The organism is Flavobacterium sp. 90 (assembly GCF_004339525.1).
In the GTDB taxonomy this organism is placed as follows: domain Bacteria; phylum Bacteroidota; class Bacteroidia; order Flavobacteriales; family Flavobacteriaceae; genus Flavobacterium.
In genome coordinates this window covers 1,708,183-1,731,046 of record NZ_SMGE01000001.1, presented here as the reverse complement: position 1 = coordinate 1,731,046, position 22,864 = coordinate 1,708,183, and the positions used below count along the sequence as shown (strand labels likewise).

Below are 22,864 nucleotides of genomic sequence, written 5' to 3'. Positions count from 1 at the left end.
AATTATTTTTTTATTTATGCTAACAAAAAAGTCATAAATGTTATTTATGACTTTAGAATGTATTGATTTTAAGAATTTTAGTCAGTAGATTCTCGTTGTATTAGATGTGTTTCGATAACTTCGGTGGTGTAATTTTCGTTTTCTTCATCGTCATCATCATGTTCGGCTTCAAGTCTTTCGATCAGCATTTTAGCCGCTTTATTTCCCATTTTTTCTCCGCTTTGGCTTACGGTTGTAATACTTGGCGTTGAATATTTTGAGATAATTCCGTCTGTAAAAGCAATTACGGCTAAATCTTCGGGAACTTTTAATCCCATTTTTGAGGCAGTTTTGATAATTGTTACGGCAAAAAGCTCATTTACAGCAAAAACAGCATCAAAAGCTCTGTCGTGCAAAAGTTGACTAATTGTGATTTCGCAAGTATCGACGTCTTCAATTTTTATGATTAAATCTTCATTGAATGGTAATCCGTTGTCCAGAAGTGCTTTTTCGTAACCATCGGTTCTTAATTTTCCAACGCTTACATAATCGACAGTGGTCACTAAAGCGATCTTTTTTCGGCCATTATCAATCAAACTTTGAACCGCTTCATAAGCCGCAGCTTTATCATCAATAATTACTTTATCACATAAAATATCATTGGTAACGCGGTCGAACATTACAACGGGCATTCCTTGATTAATAACTTCGGTAATATGATGAAAATCGCCTTTGTATTGGGTTTCTTTAGAGAGTGACATGATAAAACCATCGATACTTCCGTTGGCCAACATTTCCATATTCAGGACTTCTTTATCGAATGAATCATCAGATAAACAAATCACAACGCTATAGCCATTTTCGTTAGCAACTTGTTCGATTCCGTTGATGACTGTAGAGAAAAAATAATGTACAATTTCCGGAATGATAATACCAATACTTTTGGTTTTTCGATTTTTTAAACTAAGGGCGATATTGTTGGGTTTATAGTTGTAAAACTTTGCAAAAGCTTGCACTTTTAAACGGGTCTCTTCGCCTATTTCCAGACTGTTTCGTAGTGACTTTGAGACAGTTGAAATAGATACGTCAAGTTCTTTGGCAATCTGTTTCAGGGTTATTTTGCGTTTCATAATGGTTATTTGAAAAAAATCTAATTGTTAATAAAGGTATCTTATATTTTTAGAATTGACAATTTTTGACTTAAAAGATTACAAAAAATAGAAAGTTTTCAACACTACCACGTTTTCGTAAACCAATAAAAATTGCCGGGTGTTGGTCGTGTTAATAAATTCCTAATTTTGAAATTCGAAGTAAAATTAAAAACTTAACTAACAATCAAAAACTCAAACTAATTTAAACAAAAAGTATGAAAACAATTTACAAAAAGTTGTTATTTTTATTCCTATTGTTGCCGTTTACTGTGTTAGCTCAAAACACTTTAAAAGGGACTGTTGTCGATAAAGCAACAGGTCAGCCAATACCAGGAGTAAACGTAAATGTACAGGGTTCTCCAAGTGGAGCATCAACCGGATTTGATGGTAATTACCAACTTTCAAATGTTAAAAATGGTAACAAAATTACGGTATCTTTTATTGGATACAAAACAGAAACCATTGATTATACCGGGCAAAAAACACTCAACGTTTCTTTAGAGGAAGATAACAATCAACTTAAAGAAGTTGTGGTACAGGTAGGTTACGGAACTGTTAAGAAAAAAGACGCAACAGGGTCTGTTTCTCAAATCTCTTCAAAAGAATTTAATAAAGGAATTAACGTAACTCCTGAAAGTTTAATCAGCGGACGTATTGCTGGTGTAAATGTTGTTGGAGGAGGTGCTCCGGGAGCTAAAGCAGATATTAGAATTCGTGGAGGATCTTCGTTAAGTGCTTCAAATGAGCCATTAATTGTAATTGATGGACTTCCTATGAGTAATGCTGTTCCTAACGGTTCAACAAGTATTTTGTCTACAATTGATCCAAATGATATCGAATCTTTTACTGTTTTGAAAGATGCTTCTGCAGCTGCAATTTATGGTTCAAGAGCAGCAAATGGTGTAATTGTTATTACGACTAAAAAAGGAACTAAAGGTGGCGTGAAAGTTAACTTTAACTCTCAGGTTGGTGTAAATACTGTGGCTAATACAGTAGATGTTTTAAGTGCTGATCAATATCGTGCTGTAGTGAACGAAAAAGGTTCTTCTGCTCAAAAAGCTTTATTGGGTACAGCAAACACAAATTGGCAGGATGAAATTTTTCACACTGCTTTGACTACTAACAACAATATCTCTGTAAGTGGTGCTTTGTTTAACAAATTACCAGTGCGTTTATCTGTTGGAAATGTTGATAATCCAGGAATCTTAAGAAACACTTCTTTCGAAAGAACTACGACATCGATATCGTTAAACCCTGTATTGTTTGACAATCACTTGAAAATTGATATTAGTGGAAATTTAGCTTTTGGAAAAAATCAATTTCAGGATGAAGGTGCTGTAATTGGTAGTGCTATCGGATTTGATCCAACGCAATCTGTTTATCAGGCAGGTTCTCGTTATGGAGGATATTTTGAGTGGTTGGAGCCAAGTGGAAATTTACCATTATTACCGGCAAGAAACCCGGTTGCAAGATTAAATCAAGACGATCGTAGAGCTACATCTACCAGAAAATGGGGTAACATCAGATTAGATTATAAATTTCATTTCTTCGAAGATTTAAGAATCGTTGTTGAAGGTGGTATTGATAAATTTAATAGTGATGGTTATACAAGAGTAAGTAATGAAAGCGCTTTAGGATATCAGCCAAACGTATTTACTTCAGGTAATTGGGTAAATTTAGGAGGAGATATACATTATACAGACAGTCGTCAGAATAAAAACTTAAATACTTATTTTAACTATACTAAAGATTTAGGAAAGTTTAAAATTGATGCAACAGCAGGATATAACTATCAGTTGTTTCAAAGAGTTGGATATGATTCAGGACAAACCAGAGAACCAAATCCTAAAGAAGATGTTACCACTGATCCGGATGTTAATTTACAATCTTATTTTGGTCGTTTGACTTTAAATTATGACAGTAGATATTTATTAACTCTAAACTACAGAAGAGACGGAACTTCACGTTTTTCTGAAGATAACAGATGGGGTAATTTTGGAGGAGCAGCTTTTGCATGGAATCTTGCTCAGGAAGATTTCTTAAAAGGTAATTCGACTTTATCTAGTTTGAAATTAAGAGTTGGTTACGGAACAACTGGGCAACAGGATATTCCGCCTCAGTACGATTATTTACGAAGAGTAACTTTAGGAACAATCAACACGCAATATCTTTTTAACGGGGTTGTTTACAAAGCAGCAAGACCTGAAGGATATAACCCAAATATTAAATGGGAAGATTTGGCTGAGTCAAATGTAGGAGTTGATTTTGGTTTCCTTAATGATAGAATTACAGGTACTGTTAACTATTTTGATAAAAAATCAAGTGATCTTTTGGCTGATATTCCTGTTCCTGACGGAGCTAATATTAGAAATAAAGGATACAACAATATTGGTAGTGTAAGAACAAAAGGTGTGGAGTTTAATCTTCAATCTGATATTATTAAAACGGATCAATTAACTTGGAACGTTGCTGTTAATGCAACTTATATAGATCAGAAAATTTCTGATTTAGGAGTTACTGTTCCTGGTTTTCAAGGATATATTACAGGAGATGTTATTGCGGGAGGTTCTGGAAACCAAGTGTTGATTCATTCTGCAGGATTTGCTCCAAATTCATTTTTCGTATTTGAGCAATTGTATGATGCAAACAAAAGACCAATTCAGGGAGCATACGCAGACAGAAATGGAGATGGTGCTATTACAGATGCCGATCGTTACAAATTTCATAAACCAACAGCAGACTATACTTTTGGATTATATACTACTTTGAATTATAAAAAATTCGATTTTACAATGAACTGGAGAGGAAGTTTAGGAAACTATATTTATGATAACATAAGCTCTGACAAAGGATATTTAGAAGCAGGTTTAAGAAGACAATCTGATTTATCTAACATCAGTTCAGATTATTTTAATACAGGATTTTCAACTGAAAATAATTCGAATGGAACACAACGTAACTACTCTGATTATTTTGTAAAAGATGCTTCTTTTATCAAATTAGATAATTTGGTAGTAGGATACACTTTTGATAAAACATTACTAAAAGCTGCTTCATTAAGATTTACAGCGGGAGTTCAAAATGTTTTTGTTATTACAAAATATAAAGGTTTAGATCCTGAGAAATTCAACGGAATCGACAATAATGTTTATCCACGTGCGAGAACATTCTTGTTTGGAGTAAATGCGAATTTCTAGTAGAACATTGAAAATTAAATTTTAAAAATAAACAAAATGAAAATATCATTTAAATATATATCTTATTTTCTCCTATTCATTTTAGGATTAAGTATGACGCTTACTTCGTGTACGAGCGACTTAGATGTGACGCCAAAAGATGATGATGAGTTTCTTTCTGATACCTTTTTTCAGGATCCGGCTTCATACAAACAAGTATTGGCAAAGTTATACGCAGGTTTGTATGTAGGAGGTAATGATGGTGACGGTACTCCTGATATTGCTGGTTTGGGAGGTGATTTTAGTAGTTACTTACGTTTGATGTTTGTAACACAGGAATTTACTACAGATGAAGCAATTGTAGCTTGGAGTGATGATGGTTTGCCAGCATTAAACGGACAAACTTGGAGTCCTAGTAATCAGTTTTTATATGGAATTTTTTCTAGAGCATTTTATGAAATTAGTGTGTCTAATGAGTTTTTAAGACAAACTACAGATGAAAAACTAGCGGAAAGAAATGTTGATGCAAACTTAAAAGCTGAGATTGCTACTTTTAGAGCTGAAGTACGTTTTTTAAGAGCTTATTCATACTATAATTTAATGGATTTGTTTGGAAATGTGCCAATTACTACAGAAAAAGATCCTGTTGGATACTATTTTCCGGAACAAAAAACCAGAGCTCAGGTTTTCGCTTTTATTGAATCAGAATTGAAAGATATTGATGCTGGTTTAAAAGCTTCAAAAGCTAATGAATATGGTAGAATTGATAAAACTGCTGCGAAATTTTTATTAGCACAGATTTATTTAAATTCTAAAGTATATACAGGAGTAGATAAAAATAATGAAGCGGCAGTTTTATGTAATGACATCATTACAGGTTCTGCTTATAAATTTGCTGATGTTCCTTACCGTTATTTATTTTCTGCTAATAATGACAGAAATGGTGCTCAGGATGAAGTTATTTTCCCTGTTATAGGAGATGGTAACGCTATTAGGGCTACTGGTGGAGGTATGAGTTTTATCCTTCATGCTTCTATTGGCGGAAATATGGATTTTGCTGCACAAGGAATGAATGGTGGATGGGCAGGAATTAGAACAAGACCTGAGTTTGTTCAATTATTTCCTGATGCAAATGCAGTTTCAGATAAAAGAGGTACTTTTCATACAAATGGACAAACTTTAGACATTGCTGATTTTGGTGTGTTTACGAATGGTTATGCAGTTACGAAGTTTACTAATGTAAATTCGGATGGTACTGCAGCGCAAAGAAATGATATTCCTGATACTGATTTTCCATTGTTTAGATTATCAGATGTGTATTTAATGTATGCAGAAACAACGTTAAGAGGTGCAGCAGCAGGAAATATGGCTACATCAGTTGAATTAGTAAATAAAATTAGAGCAAGAGCTGGTGCAGGTGTTATCACAGCTACTGATTTAACTCTTGATTTTATTTTAGATGAAAGAGCAAGAGAATTGTTCTGGGAATGTCATAGAAGAACAGATTTGATTCGTTTTGGAAAATTCACAGGAGGATCTAAAATCTGGCAATGGAAAGGTGGCGTTAAAAATGGTAGTGGTACAGATTCTTACAGAGACTTAATGCCAATTCCTTCGACAGCAATTCAGGCAAATCCAACTTTAAAACAAAATCCAGGATACTAACTAACCTTATAAAATAATAATAAAATGAAAAATATATATAAAATTTTAATCGCATTCATTGGTGTTTTAGCAGTGTCATGTAATGCAGATGACGTAGAAAACAGACCAGTAATACAACCAGTTACAGCACCAGTTTTACTTACACCTGAAAATAGCTTTAACATTGTTCTTTCAAAAGAAAATGAAAAAGAAATTGCTACAACAGTAGTTTGGGATGATGCTAAATATGATGGTACTCAAACTGTTGTAAACTACACAATTGAAATCGCTAAAGCAGGAACAAATTTTGCTGCTCCTACTGCAGTAACTACAACTACTGCGCGTTATAGAGCATTGACAGTAGCAGAGCTAAATTCAGCTTTGGTTAATGGTGGATTTGTTGAGAAAGAAGAAAATAGTGTTGATATTCGTATCAAAGCTACTGTTGGTATTGGTTCACAAGCCCAATATTCTAATTTCCACACTATAAAAGCTACTCCTTATCATACACCATTAGCAACTTCACACTGGTTAGTTGGAGCAGCTACACCTGGAGGATGGTCTTGGGATGGAGATGCTGAAACAGAATTTCCTCTAGTAGTTGGTAAAACTGATGTTTACCAAGTAACTGTTGTTCTTAAAAGTGGAGAAGCTTTTAGAGAATTCTTAGGAAATAACTTTACAAGTAATGGTAACTGGGATGCAAGTCATAACTATACTTACTATTCAGGTTTAGGATATACGATCGATTCAGAATTGGTAAATGCCGGTGATGGTGATAGTAACTTTAAATATACTGGACCAACAGGACCAAGAGTTTTAAAAATTGATAACGGAGCAAAAACTATAACTTTAGACTAACTCTAATATATAATAAATTGAAAGGCTATCTTAGGATAGCCTTTTTTATTGGCAGAAAAATAGCAAAGTTTTTTATGAAATGATTGTTGTTTTAGATTGCTAAAATATGGTATAAATCTGTTGAAAAGGCTGTCTATAAAGACAGCCCTTTTTTTGTACGCTGAATTTTTAAATTTCATAAAATTATATACAAAACCATATAGCATTGGTAAGAGATTAGAGACTCATTTTATACTATATAATGAGATTTATTGTCCTCTGATTTTTGGTTTATACTTGAATAGTAAAGAAGTTTTTAAAATTGATAAAAATGTATAATTGTTGCTTTAAAATTTTTTAATGAGTAAAAAAAATCATATTTAATTATCATTTTAATTATTTATTAACAGTATAACGTTGTAGTTGAGCTCTAAAAAAATGTAAGGTAATTTGATAACGTATTTTTTATATTTTTAAGATAAATATGATATTTTAATATTTAACAGCCTGATTAATTTGTAGTTGCAAATACGGATAAAAAGGCTGTGAAACTAGTTGCGCAACTAGGACCGAAATAGAAATTGATGTCTTAAAAATAGGATTTTGGAGAACAAAAAAGCGGAAGCCGAAAAGCTAATGAGTAGGCTACTTTAACTCACTAAAAAATGAAAAAAATTAGTTTGAAGAATATTCATGAAGGAATGAAAAGAGAAGAAATGCGAATGATACAAGGTGGATCTGGCTGCGGATGTGGTTTAGGCGGTCCTTGTATTACCGGGAGTCCAGTGTTTAATTGTGCTGCTCCTTTAAGATGCGTTTCTAAACCATTATTTCCCGGAGATACATTTACAGCAGTTTGTTCTTAAATTATTGTTTTAAAGTAAAGAAGTGTTTTTAAATAACCAAAAAGCGGAAGTCGAAAAGCTAATGAGTAGACAGATAAAACTTAAAATTTATTAAAATGAAAAAGATTAGTTTAAAAAATATTAGTGAAGGTTTAAAAAGAGATGAAATGAGAATGATCCAGGGTGGTTCTGGTTGCGGAGCGCCAGCAGGAAGTCACTGTTATCTAAATCATGGGATTTTTAATTGTGCTCCGGCTTTAAGATGTGTTCCTAAACCAGAATATTCAGGAGACATTTATAACGGAATTTGCGTATAAACTATTCTTTGTTCAATAAAGAAAGTGTGTTTTGAATTGACAAAAAAAGACAATTCAAAAAACTAATAAATAAAAGACTATGCTATAAGTGAAATTATAGTATAGTCTGTTTTTTAATCTCATCACATGAATAAAATAGTATTACTAAACTGTTATCTGGGAAAACTGCCATGGTATTTTGATTTTTTCCTGAAATCCTGCGAATCCAATCCAAGTGTTGACTTTATTGTTTTCTCAAATGATGAAGAAAACAGAACACTTCCCGGAAATGTAAAAATCATAAAATTTTCATTAGAAACGTTTAATTCTCTTGCCTCGAAAAAGCTTAATCTGGAAGTAGAAATTACTAATGCATATAAGATTTGTGATTTTAAACCAGCCTTTGGAGTTATTTTTCAGGAGGAAATTTCGAGCTATGATTTTTGGGGCGTTTGCGATATCGATCTTGTTTTTGGGAGAATCAGAGAATTTATGACAGAGGATTTACTTGATAATTATGATGTGATCTCGGTCAAAGATTCTTTTCCTTCCGGATATTTTTTGCTTTTTAGAAACAACGAGATAATAAATAATCTGTTCAAAAAAAGTAAAGATCATAAACTCATTTTTACATCAAATGAGAATTATTGTTTTGATGAATGTGGAGGAGCTTATGACGAAGTAATTTCAGGAATAAATATTCTGGATGTGCCTACAAAAACAGAAAGTATTCATCATGTTTTAGCTAAAGAACAAAATAATATCAGAGTTCATTTTGATTTATTTATAATCGAAGGAACGCCGGGAAAAATAAAATGGGAGAATGGGATTTTAAGTTATAAAAATGAGTACGAAGTTCTATTGTACCATTTTAGCAGTTACAAGAACAACGTTTTTTCGAATATGAAAAAATGGAAAAAAATACCGGAGTGCTTTTACATTGATAAATACAATATAAGAAAATATTCAAATTACAATATCTCTGCTAAATGGACCGACAGTATAAAGCCAAATCTTAAAAAATTTCTTTTGAGAATAGATATGTCCTGTTCTAAATTTTTGAATATAAAACCAATGCTAACTATAGAAAAAGGCAAGTATTCATATATGAACAGAGATATTTTTATTGGCAAAAATGAGAAAGAACAAAATTATGTATGTTATCAGGATAACGGCAATCAATTTGATTTAGTCAAAATGATTTTTCATGCTAAATATTTTTTTAACACAGATACCAAACAATATTATAAAGATGAAAAAAATAGTTTCTCAGAGGTATTGCTTGACGGAAACTTAATTAAATACTCCAAATCATAAATTTAATGAAGATAATTCAATCATTTTGGTCGCAAAATCTGACGAATCCATTAGCAGAAAATTATGGATGGCTTTCAGAACCTCATAATTGGCTAAGCTGGATATTGAGTGCTAATCAATTAGCTAAATTTTATAAAGTAGAATTATATACAGATCAAAAAGGATATGAAATATTAATAGATAAGCTTCAATTGCCTTATCATAAAGTTCATGTTGTTTTGGATGAACTCAATCATTATCATAAAAGTCTTTGGGCAATGCCTAAAATTAAGACTTATAGTCTTCAAAATGAACCTTTTTTGCATGTTGACGGAGATGTATTTATTTGGAAAGAGTTTTCGGATGACTTATTAAGTGGTGATTTTATTACTCAGAATTTAGAAATTACAACCGAATATTATGAAGAAATGTGGAAGGATATCTATCCTAATTTAGTTTTCGTTCCCAATGAAATGAAAGATTATATTAATAATCATAATAATTATGCCTACAATATGGGGATAATAGGAGGTAATAATTATGATTATTTCAAGAAATATGCAGCCATTTCTTCTGATTTTGTGGATAATAATAAATCAGTTTGGAATTCGATTAATGGGTTTAATTTCAATATTTTTTTTGAACAAGTATTGTTTTATAACATGGTAAAAGAGTCTTCTGAGAAAGTTAATTGCTTGTTTTTGGACACTCCAAATGATAATAATTATATAGGATTTGGAGATTTTGACAAAGTTCCTCATCAAAAAAGCTATCTGCATTTATTAGGGACTTATAAAAAAAGTGTGAGTATTTGCAATAATCTGGAAACTTATGTTATCAAAGAATATCCGCAATATTTTGAACGCTTAAGAAAATTGTTCCCTTCTCATTTTTCGCACTACAATTTATCTTTTGATTCCTCTAAAAATCTGGATTTGAAAAATGAATTCAAATTGCAAAATGCTTTCAAAACAAAACAAGAACTTTCAAGTGAGTATATTATAGGAAGAAATTTTATGGCATTGGAATTTCCACAAGAATTTGATGATTTAATTACTCAAAACAGAGCTTTTGAATTACTAAAATTATCGGAGGTTGTAATAGGAGATGTTTTCAACGAAGAATTAAATGAAAATTTAAGATCGGTTATTGTGCCTGAATTGGGAGAGATGATGTCGCGTTTAAGTATAGACGAAATTGATGAATTGATTTTACAGGAATTAGACAAACCAATACTTTATGATGAGCTCATTGTTAATATGACTGCTTATCTGGAAGAGGATGTAGACGAACAGGGAAGAAAAGATTTTATTGAATTGATTCAGAACCGAATCCGATTTTTTCTAGTTGAGAAAGTACTTTTTTTAAAAATAATGGTCGAAGAAACAGATTTAATTCCATCAAAATGACAGACTTTTTTTATTTGAAAAAATATCTTCAGGAACATAAATATTATGAATTCGAAGAGAAGATATTGTTTGAATTAGAATCACATCCTGATTATCCAAGTTTAGTAGCAATTGTTGATGTATTCAATTATTATGATATCGAAAATATTGCGGCAAGAGTAGATCAAAGTGAGCTGATAAATTTACCCGAAACGTTTCTTTCGGTTTTTTGTACACATACGGGAAATGAAATTGTTTACACAAAAAAAAGAGGACAGAATTTTGAAATTCAATTTGCAAATGGTTTTATTCAAAAGCTTTCCAGAACGGAATATCTTGAAGGATGGAACGGAATGATTGTAGCTATTGAGGAAAATGAAAATAATGAAATAGAAAGCAATGTCTTTTCTCAAAATATCCGTTTGTTTCTGTTTGGTATTAGTATCATTGCGTTATTGCAGATTTATAGTATAAATTTATCAAACCCAGTTTTGTCAATCAGTTACGGCTTAACCTCTTTTGCAGGATTATTTATCAGCTTTTTTTTAGTTAGAGAAGATTTAGGTTTTAATGATGTCTCGGTTTCAAGAATATGTCAGGCGTCAAAAAAAACAAGTTGCAAAGAAGTGCTATCGTCTAAAGGAGCAAAAATATTTGGTAATTTAAAGCTAAGTGATGTATCACTAATTTACTTTTCTGTTTTAACAGTTTTTTCCGTTTTTACAGTATTTACAGATAGTTTTGTTATTTATGGCTGGTTAGCATTTTTTAGTATTCCCGTGTTGTTTTACTCTGTTTTTGCTCAATATTTTATCGTAAAAAAATGGTGTGTTTTGTGTTTAGGTATTGCAATTGTATTAATACTTCAGATTTTATTAATTTCAATTTACGGCTTTAATACAGCAATCTTAAGTTTGACAGTTTTAAAGAAAGTCGTTTCATTTTTGTTTGTTTTTACATTGGCAAGTTTTACTTTTTTAGAAATTAAAAGATTGGTAAAACAAGGTTTAATTAATAAAAGTATTGAAGTAAAATACAACCAAATCAAAAGAAAATATCCCGTTTTTAGAGCCTTAGCAGATAATGACGAAAGTATAAATCAGTATACTTTAGAAGAGATGGAAGCAATTGTAATAGGTCAGGATAATGCCCCAATTGAGCTCAATGCTGTTCTTAGTGCTTCTTGTATACATTGCCACAAAGTCTATCAAAACTTAATAAAATTATGGAATAAAAATCCGGAGCAATTAAAAATAAAACTTGTTTTTAATATAAACGCCGAAAATGTAAACAATCCCTATAATATTATTTATAAGCAGGCGGTGAGTTATTACCTATCCGGAGATTATGACAAAATGATGGCGTTATTGCATGATTGGCACATAGAGAGAATAGATTTTGAAATGTGGAAATCACGATGGATAAATGATCAATCTGAAATAGGAATAGAAATAATACAACATCAATACCATTGGTGTCTTGAAAATAAAGTTTTTCACACTCCTGCAATTATTTTAAACGGGCAACTGCTGCCAAATGAGTATGAAGTCCACGAACTAAATTTTTTTATTGATAATTTAATAAAAGAGAAAACCCCAGTACTTTGAAAATAAAACCATTCCCTTTTTATAAACAGCCGGATGCTAAGGATTGCGGCCCTACTTGTTTACGAATTATCGCAAAATATTATGGAAAAGTAATTGAACTTCAGCAAATACGTAATCTTTCTGAAACTACTCGTGAAGGCAGTAGTTTATTAGGATTAAGTGATGCTGGAGAAGCCTTAGGATTTAGAACTCTTGGTATAAAAAACAATTTTGAAACTTTAAAAAATGAAATGCCTTTACCTTGTATTGTTCATTGGAATAATCAGCATTTTGTGGTGGTTTATAAAATGAAACAAGACAAAGTTTATGTATCTGACCCTAGTCATGGATTAATAATATATTCTAGGGAAGAGTTTATTAAGTTCTGGATTGGCAAAAATGCACATGAAAAAACAGAAGAAGGTATTGCACTTTTATTAGAACCAACGCCGGAGTTCTACAAAAACGAATGGGATGCTGAAAATTCGAAAAGAAGTTTTAGTTATTTAACAAAATATCTGTTTCGTTATAAAGGTTTAGTAATTCAGTTAATAGTTGGATTGGCGGCCGCAAGTTTGTTTTCGTTATTGTTTCCGTTTCTTACCCAAAGTATCGTTGATGTAGGTATTCAGACTCAGGATTTAAACTTTATCTATTTAATTCTTTTAGCTCAATTAATGCTTTTTGCCGGTCAAACGGCGATCGAAGTCCTTCGTTCCTGGATAATGCTGCATTTGAGTACAAGAATTCATATTTCGTTGGTTTCTGATTTTTTTATAAAACTCATGAAATTGCCAATTAGTTACTTTGATAGCCGTATGACTGGCGATATAATGCAGCGAATAGGAGATAACCGCAGAATTGAACAATTGCTAACCGGCAGCTCACTCAACGTAATGTTTTCGCTGCTAAATCTGGTGGTGTTTAGCTTCGTGCTGGTTTTTTATAATTTCCAGTTGTTTTTGGTGTTTTTAATAGGCAGTATCGTTTATCTCGCTTGGATTTTATTTTTTCTGAAAAAACGAAAAGAACTGGATTATAAGCGTTTTTCACAAGTTTCAAATGAACAGTCAAAAGTCATGGAACTTATAAACGGAATGCAGGAAATTAAAATGCACAATGCCGAAAAACAAAAACGTTGGGGATGGGAATTTGTCCAAATACGTCTTTTTAAAGTCAACATGCAATCTCTTACGCTGGAACAATGGCAATCTGTAGGATCAAATTTTATTAATCATCTTAAAGATTTACTGATTACTTTTTTTTCGGCAACCTTAGTTGTTAAAGGAGAATTGACATTAGGAATGATGATGTCTGTTCAATATATTATAGGGCAGCTAAATAACCCATTAATGCAAATGGTAAGTTTTGTACGCTCGCTTCAGGATGCCAAGATAAGTTTAGAGCGTCTGGGTGAAATTCATGATAAAGAAGATGAAGAAGATCTATTGAATCCTAAGATCCATGATTTAGGGCATTCAGATATCTGTATTAAGAATTTATCTTTTAGATATACTGGAAATCCTAATTATGTTCTGGAAGATTTAAACTTATTTATACCCAAGCAAAAGACCACGGCTATTGTAGGAACCAGTGGAAGCGGTAAAACAACTTTGCTAAAACTTCTGATGAAATTTTATGAACCTAATATGGGCGAGATTCTTCTTGAGAATATGAAATTCAATACTATTTCGCCAAGCGCCTGGAGAGGAAAATGCGGAGTTGTAATGCAAGACGGATTTATTTTTAATGATACAATTGCCAATAATATTGCAGTAGGCGATGATTATGTAGATAAAAAAAGACTTCTGCACGCGATCGAAACTGCTAACATTAAGGGCTTTATCGAAAGTTTGCCATTATCTTATAATACACAAATTGGAAATGAAGGTACAGGAATTTCCGGAGGACAAAAGCAGCGACTTTTGATTGCCAGAGCAGTTTATAAAAATCCCGATTATTTGTTTTTTGATGAAGCAACTTCTTCGCTTGACGCAAATAATGAAAAGGTAATCATGGAAAATCTAAATCAGTTTTTGGTCGGTAAAACGGCAATTATTATCGCACATCGATTATCGACCGTAAAAAATGCCGATCAGATTGTGGTTCTTGAAAAAGGAAAAATCGTCGAAATAGGAACGCATAAAGAACTTGTTCTTGCTCAGAAAAACTACTACGAATTAGTGAAAAATCAATTAGAATTAGGGAATTAATTACTCTGTAAAATAAGATCAAATGGCATCAAAAAATGTTTTAGACGATATAGAATTACGATCTGAATCTGTTCAGGAAGTACTGTCAAATCCGCCGGCGTGGATTGTTCGTTATGGAATTTCCATCATTTTTGCACTAATAATAGCGTTTGTTATAGGTTGTTGGTTTGTAAAATATCCTGACGTAATAGCAGCAAAAGCGGTAATTACTTCCAATTATCCACCGGAAAGATTGGAATCTAAAGTTAATTCAAGAATTGTTAAGTTGTGTATTCCTAACTCTTCAAAAGTTAAAAAAGGAACCGTAGTTGCGATTTTAGAAAGTACAGCAAATTTTGAAGATGTTTTGAAACTGGATAAAATTGTAGCATCAATTCCTTCTGATTATCAAACGTTTTATTTTTCCTTTAAGGAAATGAATAATTTGGAATTGGGAGATATTCAATCTTCTTTCAGTCAGTTTCATAAAGCCTATATTGAGAATGAACTCAATCAGAAACTTCATCCATATTCTGAAGAAATAAATGTGGGCAAAAGTTCACAAACTGAAAACGCAAATAGATTAGCGGCTTTGTATGAACAGCAAAAACTGGAAAAAATAAAGCTGAATTTAAGTGATATTCAATACAAAAGATCGCTTCAATTATATGAAAAAGGCGTGATTTCGAAGTATGATTTAGACCTTCAAAAAGGAAATAATTTGCAGGCTAAACAAAGTTATGATCAGACTAACTCGACAATTTCTCAACAAAAAGAAGCTATAAATCAAGCCAGAAAACAAGTTGTGGCAAGCCAGATTTCGCAAGAAAAAGCAGATGTTACAACTTTAAGTTCTTTGTTCCAGGCATTAGACGAATTGAAAAAAAGCATCCATGTTTGGAAACAAAACTATCTATTTGTGGCAAATTATGACGGAACTTTTAGATTTCAGAATTCATGGAAAGAAAATCAACTTATAAAAACCGGAGATTTATTTGCAACAATATTACCGGAAAATCAAGGAGAATATCTGGGCAATTTAAAAGTTCCTTTGCAGAATTCGGGTAAAATTCAAACCAATCAAAAAGTATTAATCAAATTAGATAATTTTCCATATCAGGAATACGGAATGCTGGAAGGACGTGTTCAATCGATGTCAACAATTACAGACAAAGACGGAAATTATTTTATTGAAGTCGCCATACCAAAAGGATTAAAAACGACTTATGACAAAGAGATAAAATTTGATAAAGAATTAACCGGTTCTGCAGATATCATCACTGAGGAAATGCGCTTGATTGAGCGTGTTTTTTATCAATTCAGGAAATTAGTTCAAAGATAAATATCTATTTACTAAATAAATAGATATAAAAGAGTGAATTTAGGAATTGCTTTTTGTCTGAAAAATATCCTTTTTTAAGTAATTATCCCATTTTTAGAATAAAGTTTTGAACACTACAACGTTTGCGGAATGTCAATTCGAAAACGCTATAGTAGATTTACGATTTATCGAATACCTTTATTAATTATGTCATTTTTTGCTTTAATACACATTACTTAAATTATGAAAAAAACTTTACTTTTATTTTTCCTTTTGTTATCAGCAATTACATTTGCACAGCAACAAACGGTTACTTACAGTGTAAGTCCATCAACTTTTGAAGAGACTACTGCGATTACCATTACAATTAATGGAAGCAGTGTTAATGAAAGTTCCTGGGGAGTTACGGATCATTCCCTTTATATGTGGGCTTGGGCTTTTGATACCAATGATACTACCCAAAAAGGGACTCCGGATAATGGTGGTTGGGATGCATCCAGCGATGGAAGTAAATTTACATACAATTCTGCTTCGGATACTTATACTAAAACAATTACACCAACAACTTATTATAATATAACAGGAATTGGTAAAATTGGATTTTTAGTTAAAGCAAAAAATGGAACCGGCGATAAAAAATCACAAGATATTCTGGTTGAAGTAGGATCATTTCAGGTAACATTAACGGCTCCGGTTGAAAATAGTACTACAATTATAGCTTCGGGAGCAAGTTTTAATATTGCAGCAACAAACACAAACGGAGTTGCAAGTTATTCCTTGAAAGCTAACGGAACTGTAATCAATACAAACGCGAGTACAGCAAGTTATTCTTATAATGCGACTAATATTACAACTAATCAAAGTTATGAGTTAATTGCAACTCAGGGAACAACTTCAATTTCTAAAAAGTTTTCGGTTGTTGTAAATCCAAATACGGTTTCAGAAAATATGCCTGCGGGTTTAGTTGACGGAATTAACTATAATGCTTCTGATGTTACAAAAGCAACTTTAGTTTTGGATGCGCCATTAAAAGACTTTGTTTACGTTGCAGGAAGTTTTAATAACTGGCAGCCTTCATCGGCGTATGCCATGAAAAAAGATCCAACTTCGGGGAAATTCTGGTTAGAATTAACGGGTCTAGTTTCGGGTGTAAATAATACGTATCAATATTGGGTAGTTGAATCTACTCCAATTGCAAATTCACCTTCATTGGTAAAAACTGCAGATCCATATTCAACATTGGTTTTATCGCCTTTTGACGATCCTGGGATTCCTTCAGCTTCATATCCAAATATACCGACTTATCCGGCAGGACAAAATTTTGAAGTTACGGTTTTGAAAACAGGACAAACGCCATACAATTGGAAAGTGACAAATTTTACAAAACCGGCTAAAGAAAAATTAGTAGTTTATGAAGTTTTGGTTCGTGATTTTGATGCCAATAAAAATTATCAAAGTTTGATTGACAGAATCGATTATTTTAAAAATCTTAAAATAAATGCAATCGAATTAATGCCTGTAATGGAGTTTGAAGGCAATGAAAGCTGGGGTTATAATACTTCGTTTCATATGGCTTTGGATAAATTTTACGGAACTTCAGATAAGTTAAAGGAGTTTATCGATTTATGCCATGAAAATGGAATTGCTGTAATTCTTGACGTTGCTTTAAATCACGCCTTTGGACGTAATCCTATGGTTAGAATGTGGATGAATGATCCTGATGGAGATGGTTTTGGTTCGCCAACAGCTGAGAATCCTTATTTTAATACTGTTGCAAAACATACTTTTAGCGTTGGAGAAGATTTTAATCACCAATCGCTAAAAACACAAAATTATGTAGATCGCGTGATCAAACAATGGATTGAAGAGTATAAAATTGATGGTTTCCGTTGGGATTTAACAAAAGGATTTACACAAGCTTGTACAGCATCAGATCAAGCTTGTACAAATGCATATCAACAAGACAGAGTTGATATATTAAAGAAATATGCTGATTATTCCTGGAGCCTTGATCCTACACATTATACTATTTTTGAACACTTAGGAACTGATGCAGAAGAGAAAGAATGGGCAAATTACAGAGTTACAGAAACGCCTGGTAAAGGAGTAATGATGTGGGGGAAAATGACAAATCAATACAATCAATTGTCAATGGGATACGCAACTGATAGCGATATTTCAAGAATGGCAAGTGCTAGCCGTGGTTTTACCGCAAACAGATTAATGGGTTATGCAGAAAGTCATGATGAAGAACGTTTGATGTACAAAAATGTTCAATATGGAGCTTCAAGCGGAAGTTATAATGTGAAAACTTTAAATACCGCTTTGTCAAGAATGTCTGCAATTGGTGCGGTTTCATTATTAGTTCCCGGTCCAAAAATGATTTGGCATTTTGGAGAACTAGGTTGGGACAGTTCTATTTTTACTTGTAACAATAACACTGTAAATACAGATACAGATGCTGCTGCCGGAGATTGTAAATTAGATACAAAACCACAACCTCAATGGGTTAATAATTGGTTAGGAAATGCTAATAGAAGCAAGATTTATAATGATTGGGCTAAAATGATTAATCTTAAAATTACAGAACCTGTATTTTTAGGAACTCCAACTATTTCGAGTCCAAATTCATTAAGTATTAATATAAAAATTAAGAATGATAATCTGACTTCGGCGCAATTAAAAGACGTTGTGATTCTGGCTAATTTTGATCTAACGGCAAAAAATGTTGCAACAGGTTTTCCATATGCAGGAACTTGGGTTAACTTAATGGATAATACAACGATTACGGTTACAGATGTAAACGCAACGATAAGTTTACCAGCTGGTGAATACAGAATTTATGGTAACAAACAGGCGAATTTAGCGATCGAAAATTTCGAAAAAGGAAACGTAGTTAGTTTGTATCCAAATCCGGTTGCAAATTATTTCACTTTAGATATTGTAACAACCAAAGTTCAGGTTTATGCAATCTCAGGTCAATTAGTAAAAAGTTTTAAAACAAACGGGAATTTAGATTCTCAGTTTGGTGTAAGCGATTTAAAAACGGGAATATATATTGTAAAAGCTTTTGACGAGAACGGTAATGTTCGAGTAGCGAAGTTTATTAAAAAGTAATTTTTAGAATATAGTTTTATAGTCTGAAAAGTATAAAATTGGTTTTGTTTAGTAATGAAAAAGGGTTGTCTGGAAACAGGCAACCCTTTTGAGTTAAGGTGTATTTTAATTTATCTCTTTTTGTGATTGTACTCGCCAATTACAGCAAAATAACCAAATGTTCCTAATCCTAAAACAATTAACGGAGTAAGAATAAAAAGAATAATGATACCAAATACTAAATCATCTTGTTGATCTGATAATAATTTAGGTAAGCCAAATTCAAACACGCAAAAGTAAGCAGCGGCAACTGCTAAAATAACCCATAAAACGCCTAAAGCCTGTTTGATTGTATTCATGTTCTAAAATGTTAAAGATGATTAATTTTATTTTTGTTGTCTATATAAACCATTCCAATTACAAAGCAGACCGAAGCAATAATAATAGGATACCAAAGTCCGTCAAGATAAAAATCGCTTTTTCCGGCTGCTTTTGAATGAGTTACAAAATAGGTTGAAATTGCCGGCAGTAAACCTCCAAAAATTCCATTTCCTACATGATAAGGAAGTGACATAGAAGTGTATCTGATTTTAGTTGGAAACATTTCAACTAAAAATGCGGCAATTGGACCATAAACCATCGTAACAAATAAAACCTGAATGAAAACTAAAAAAATTAACGTCCATTCATCGCCAGAATTGATTTTTATAGTGATAGTGCTTTGAGATTTTTTCTTATCAGCAAAATCTGTTTTCTTTTCGATATACGAAGTTCCATCAGTATAGGTTTTTGAAATAGTGGTAATTATGTCATTATTTTTTGCTGTTTCGACTTTTTGAGAGGTTTGTTCTATAATTTCGGTTTTGTAGCTTACATCAGTTGTGTTGTACATCATTTTATAGATCGGTCTGTAAAATAAAATAGCAAGAAGCATTCCGCCCATCATAATGTATTTTCGTCCAACTTTATCGCTCAGCCATCCAAAAACAATAAAAAACGGCGTTCCAATTAAAAGCGCAATTCCTAATAATCCATCAACTTGAGAGGAATCGATATTCATTACGGTTTTCATAAAACTCATGGCATAAAATTGTCCCGTGTACCAAACAACGCCTTGTCCCATTGTGGCGCCAAATAATGCGAGTAACACAAATTTCAGATTGTATCGATTTCCAAAACTTTCTTTTAATGGATTTGTACTCGTTGTTCCTTCTTTTTTCGCTTTAGCGAAAACAGGAGATTCGTCCATGTTTTTCCGAATCAAATACGAAACACCAACCATTACGATAGAAACCCAAAACGGAACGCGCCATCCCCAGGAATCAAAATCTTCAGCAGAAAGAACGTTTTTAGTAGCAAGAATTACCATTAAAGAGATAAATAAACCAACTGTAGCGGTGGTTTGAATCCAGGAAGTCCAATATCCTTTTTGACCGACCGGAGCGTGTTCTGCAACATAAGTGGCTGCGCCTCCATATTCACCGCCAAGCGCAAGTCCTTGCAATAAACGAAGAACAAGAACCAATAAAGGAGCAAGAAAACCAATAGTTTCATAACTGGGAATACAGCCAATTAAAAAAGTAGAACCTCCCATTAATAATAAAGTAGCCATAAAAGTATATTTCCGACCAATAATATCGCCAAGTCTTCCAAAAAATAATGCCCCAAAAGGACGAACTACAAATCCTGCAGCAAAAGTCGCCAGCGTAGATAAAAAGGCTGCTGTAGGATTGTCACTTGGAAAAAACTTAGTGGAAATTACAACTGCTAAACTTCCAAAAATATAGAAATCGTACCATTCAATCATTGTTCCCATTGACGAGGCCGAAATTACTTTCCAAATGCCTTTTGTAGAATTTTTACTCATAAAATATTTTGTGTTTTTATTAGTTAATCAAATAATTAAATAACATTTTACGAATATATAGGATATTTTTTTATTTGGTCAATACTTTTTTAACAAAATTGATGCAATTTTTGACTTGCTCGATTTATGGCTGTTAAATGCTCAATAGCTTAAAATAAATCATAGATTAAAGATGTAGGAAAGGTTTTAAATATAAAGAAGTAGTACTTTCTTAAGAAAGAAAACACTAGTTTTGCGACACAATTTTAAAACAGAAAATGGTTGTCATATTGAATAAATATTGACATTAAAAGGGAATTTGGTGTAACTCCAAAACTGTCCCGCAGCTGTAAGCTCATTAACTGAAACCCTTTAATATGTCACTTTTCATTTTTTGAAAGGGAAGGCTGGGTGTAGGGAGCAAGTCAGAAGACCTGCCATTTTTATAGTAATAAATAGCTTTCGGGGATTGAAGCTTGAATTAAAACCAATACTTTTTCACTTTATGTGATAATGGTATTGCTTGGTTATTCTATTCTCGTAAGCCAAAAAAAGAGTTTATGAGATTTTTTTTCTGCAAATGTGATATCGTGAAATCAACTTTCTGTGGGATGTTTTTCTTTTCGGTACATTCAGTTTCTTCATTAAAAAAATCATTAAAACGTAGCGTTGTACAAGATGTTTTGCTTTTTAAACAAAAGCAAGCAGAGGTTAATTTTATAAACTTTTGCTGAACATAAATTGTATTTCGATTTAAAGATTTAAGTAATCTAATTTTAAATATTTAATAATGAAAAACCAATTTTTTTCTAAGCAGCTACTCGCAATTGCTTCTTTAATGATCTTAACCGTTTCGTGTAATAATGATGACAATTTTACAGCGGCTCCGGCAATAAATGGTCAGCAACAATTAAAAGACACTTTGACCATTGGTAAAAGTCTAAAATTAAGTTCAAAACTAACAGATAGAAAGAATGTTTCTTTCGAATGGGCTGTAGACGGAAAAGTTGTAGGATCTGATTCTACTTATGTTTTTAAACCAGAAGCAAGAGGTGACTTTAAAGTTACAATGACAGCAAAAAACGATGGCGGAAAAACGTCTCTAACCTATAATGTTCTTGCATTAGGACCTTATGAAAACGGTTTCTTCATGATCAACGAAGGTTGGTTTGGACATGGAACAGGAACAGTTGGGTTTTATAGATATGACACAAAAACAATAGAAGACAGTGTTTTTGTAAAAGCAAATCCGGGTAAAGATTTAAAACCGGAATCGTCTACATTAGAATTTGGAACGATCTTTAATAAAAAACTTTTCTTAGTTTCTAAAGTTGGCGGACCAGTTGTAGTTACAGATGCTTATACACTTAAAGAAGAAAAAAGGATTCCGGCTCAAGGCGGAAACGACTGGCGTGCGCTAGTTGGTATTGATCAAAATCAAGTATTATTGACTTCTGGTAATGGTATCTACAAGCTTAATCTGAATACAATGGCATTAAACGGACAAGTTGCTGGTGTTACAGGTCAGGTTGGAGATATTGTTAAAGTTGGTAATTATGTTTTTGCATTGTCTGCTTCGCAAGGAGTTATTGTTCTTAATGCTTCGACATTTGCCGTTGTAAAAACGATTCCTGCTATGGTTCTGGGATTTGCTGTTACTGATGATAAAAAAGTATGGGCAGCTGGAGGTACAAACCTTATAAGTATAGATTCAAGTACACTTGCAGTAACAGAAATTCCTTTAGGTTTTCAAGCTTACGGAAGTTGGGGAGCTTGGCATCCGGGATCTATTACAGCAGCTAAAAATAATGTTTTTATTGCTAAAAACGGAAGTTGGAGTGGTGGTAAACAAGTTTATAAATATACTGGAACTACGGCATCATTGGCAACGCCTTTTATTACGTTAACACAATCTAATATATTATATGGTTCAGGAATTGGTTATGATCGCCTGAAAAACACTTTGGTAGTAAATACAGTAAATGAAGGATTTGGAGCAAATTTCGCCATCAATAATCTTTATTTATTCAATGCTGATTCTGGTGTTAAAACAGAAACAGTAAGTTTCTCAGGGTATTATTTCCCTGCGGTTTCTGTGTTTCAGCAATAAGTTTTTTTCGTAATTAGGTGGTTTAACCGCAAAGACCACAAAGTAAAAACGCAATGTTCGCAAAGCTAGATCAACACAAAGCTTTGCGAACTTTGCGT

General features: G+C 32.6%; 15 protein-coding genes and 1 riboswitch. Of the genes, 12 read left to right on the top strand and 3 right to left on the bottom strand.

From position 1 onward, the window contains the following. Positions 1-77 precede the first annotated feature (77 nt). Positions 78-1,109 (bottom strand): LacI family DNA-binding transcriptional regulator, encoded by a 1,032-nt coding sequence (locus C8C83_RS06905; protein ID WP_099710501.1) that lies wholly within the window; start codon positions 1,107-1,109, stop codon positions 78-80. A gap of 236 nt (positions 1,110-1,345) precedes the next feature. Here C8C83_RS06905 and C8C83_RS06900 point away from each other — a divergent pair, with 236 nt between their 5' ends. The 11 genes from C8C83_RS06900 to C8C83_RS06850 all read left to right on the top strand — a co-directional run bounded on the left by C8C83_RS06900 (position 1,346) and on the right by C8C83_RS06850 (position 18,831). Then, the gene (locus C8C83_RS06900; protein WP_121327296.1) at positions 1,346-4,327 is read left to right on the top strand and encodes a TonB-dependent receptor; all 2,982 of its coding nucleotides are present in this window, start codon (positions 1,346-1,348) and stop codon (positions 4,325-4,327) included. Between the two features lie 36 nt (positions 4,328-4,363). Continuing rightward, positions 4,364-5,971 carry a RagB/SusD family nutrient uptake outer membrane protein gene (locus tag C8C83_RS06895; protein ID WP_121327294.1) on the top strand — a complete coding sequence of 536 codons (1,608 nt, stop codon included), beginning with the start codon at positions 4,364-4,366 and terminating at the stop codon, positions 5,969-5,971. A gap of 24 nt (positions 5,972-5,995) precedes the next feature. Further along, the gene (locus tag C8C83_RS06890) at positions 5,996-6,811 is read left to right on the top strand and encodes a SusE domain-containing protein (RefSeq protein WP_121327292.1); all 816 of its coding nucleotides are present in this window, start codon (positions 5,996-5,998) and stop codon (positions 6,809-6,811) included. A 644-nt stretch (positions 6,812-7,455) separates the two neighbouring features. Then, positions 7,456-7,656: a hypothetical protein gene (locus tag C8C83_RS06885; RefSeq protein WP_099710506.1), complete on the top strand. Its 201-nt coding sequence runs from the start codon at positions 7,456-7,458 to the stop codon at positions 7,654-7,656. A gap of 95 nt (positions 7,657-7,751) precedes the next feature. Beyond that, complete coding sequence (locus C8C83_RS06880) at positions 7,752-7,952, top strand: hypothetical protein (RefSeq protein ID WP_121327290.1); 201 nt, start codon at positions 7,752-7,754, stop codon at positions 7,950-7,952. Between the two features lie 126 nt (positions 7,953-8,078). After that, on the top strand, positions 8,079-9,248 hold the full coding sequence (locus C8C83_RS06875; RefSeq protein WP_121327288.1) for a DUF6625 family protein: 1,170 nt from the start codon (positions 8,079-8,081) through the stop codon (positions 9,246-9,248). 5 nt (positions 9,249-9,253) lie between these two features. After that, entirely contained in the window at positions 9,254-10,636 is a 1,383-nt protein-coding gene (locus C8C83_RS06870) for a DUF6734 family protein (RefSeq protein WP_121327286.1), read from the top strand. Continuing rightward, entirely contained in the window at positions 10,633-12,222 is a 1,590-nt protein-coding gene (locus C8C83_RS06865) for a vitamin K epoxide reductase family protein (protein WP_132011702.1), read from the top strand. The genes C8C83_RS06870 and C8C83_RS06865 overlap by 4 nt, the downstream gene beginning before the upstream one ends. A 2-nt stretch (positions 12,223-12,224) precedes the next feature. Beyond that, positions 12,225-14,414 (top strand): peptidase domain-containing ABC transporter, encoded by a 2,190-nt coding sequence (locus tag C8C83_RS06860; protein ID WP_121329980.1) that lies wholly within the window; start codon positions 12,225-12,227, stop codon positions 14,412-14,414. Between the two features lie 22 nt (positions 14,415-14,436). Next, entirely contained in the window at positions 14,437-15,735 is a 1,299-nt protein-coding gene (locus tag C8C83_RS06855; RefSeq protein WP_121327280.1) for an HlyD family efflux transporter periplasmic adaptor subunit, read from the top strand. Positions 15,736-15,957: 222 nt separating this feature from the next. Beyond that, positions 15,958-18,831, top strand: a complete 2,874-nt coding sequence (locus C8C83_RS06850) for an alpha-amylase family glycosyl hydrolase (protein WP_121327278.1) — start codon at positions 15,958-15,960, stop codon at positions 18,829-18,831. Positions 18,832-18,941: 110 nt separating this feature from the next. On the opposite strand, the gene C8C83_RS06845 is transcribed toward C8C83_RS06850, so the two are convergent. After that, positions 18,942-19,169: a DUF6814 family protein gene (locus tag C8C83_RS06845; RefSeq protein WP_121327276.1), complete on the bottom strand. Its 228-nt coding sequence runs from the start codon at positions 19,167-19,169 to the stop codon at positions 18,942-18,944. 11 nt (positions 19,170-19,180) lie between these two features. After that, positions 19,181-20,677 (bottom strand): MFS transporter, encoded by a 1,497-nt coding sequence (locus tag C8C83_RS06840; RefSeq protein WP_121327274.1) that lies wholly within the window; start codon positions 20,675-20,677, stop codon positions 19,181-19,183. A gap of 241 nt (positions 20,678-20,918) precedes the next feature. Next, a riboswitch (cobalamin riboswitch) is annotated at positions 20,919-21,113 on the top strand. Between the two features lie 333 nt (positions 21,114-21,446). Here C8C83_RS06840 and C8C83_RS06835 point away from each other — a divergent pair. Then, the gene (locus C8C83_RS06835) at positions 21,447-22,766 is read left to right on the top strand and encodes a DUF5074 domain-containing protein (RefSeq protein ID WP_121327272.1); all 1,320 of its coding nucleotides are present in this window, start codon (positions 21,447-21,449) and stop codon (positions 22,764-22,766) included. Positions 22,767-22,864: the final 98 nt, after the last annotated feature.

Excerpts from the sequence above, each read along its gene's own strand:
- C8C83_RS06875 (WP_121327288.1), top strand. The coding sequence starts at position 8,079 with ATGAATAAAATAGTATTACTAAACTGTTATCTGGGAAAACTGCCATGG.
- C8C83_RS06865 (WP_132011702.1), top strand. The coding sequence starts at position 10,633 with ATGACAGACTTTTTTTATTTGAAAAAATATCTTCAGGAACATAAATAT.
- C8C83_RS06835 (WP_121327272.1), top strand. The coding sequence starts at position 21,447 with ATGAAAAACCAATTTTTTTCTAAGCAGCTACTCGCAATTGCTTCTTTA.
- C8C83_RS06870 (WP_121327286.1), top strand. The coding sequence starts at position 9,254 with ATGAAGATAATTCAATCATTTTGGTCGCAAAATCTGACGAATCCATTA.
- C8C83_RS06845 (WP_121327276.1), bottom strand. The coding sequence starts at position 19,169 with ATGAATACAATCAAACAGGCTTTAGGCGTTTTATGGGTTATTTTAGCA.
- C8C83_RS06900 (WP_121327296.1), top strand. The coding sequence starts at position 1,346 with ATGAAAACAATTTACAAAAAGTTGTTATTTTTATTCCTATTGTTGCCG.
- C8C83_RS06895 (WP_121327294.1), top strand. The coding sequence starts at position 4,364 with ATGAAAATATCATTTAAATATATATCTTATTTTCTCCTATTCATTTTA.
- C8C83_RS06905 (WP_099710501.1), bottom strand. The coding sequence starts at position 1,109 with ATGAAACGCAAAATAACCCTGAAACAGATTGCCAAAGAACTTGACGTA.
- C8C83_RS06855 (WP_121327280.1), top strand. The coding sequence starts at position 14,437 with ATGGCATCAAAAAATGTTTTAGACGATATAGAATTACGATCTGAATCT.
- C8C83_RS06880 (WP_121327290.1), top strand. The coding sequence starts at position 7,752 with ATGAAAAAGATTAGTTTAAAAAATATTAGTGAAGGTTTAAAAAGAGAT.
- C8C83_RS06890 (WP_121327292.1), top strand. The coding sequence starts at position 5,996 with ATGAAAAATATATATAAAATTTTAATCGCATTCATTGGTGTTTTAGCA.
- C8C83_RS06885 (WP_099710506.1), top strand. The coding sequence starts at position 7,456 with ATGAAAAAAATTAGTTTGAAGAATATTCATGAAGGAATGAAAAGAGAA.
- C8C83_RS06840 (WP_121327274.1), bottom strand. The coding sequence starts at position 20,677 with ATGAGTAAAAATTCTACAAAAGGCATTTGGAAAGTAATTTCGGCCTCG.
- C8C83_RS06850 (WP_121327278.1), top strand. The coding sequence starts at position 15,958 with ATGAAAAAAACTTTACTTTTATTTTTCCTTTTGTTATCAGCAATTACA.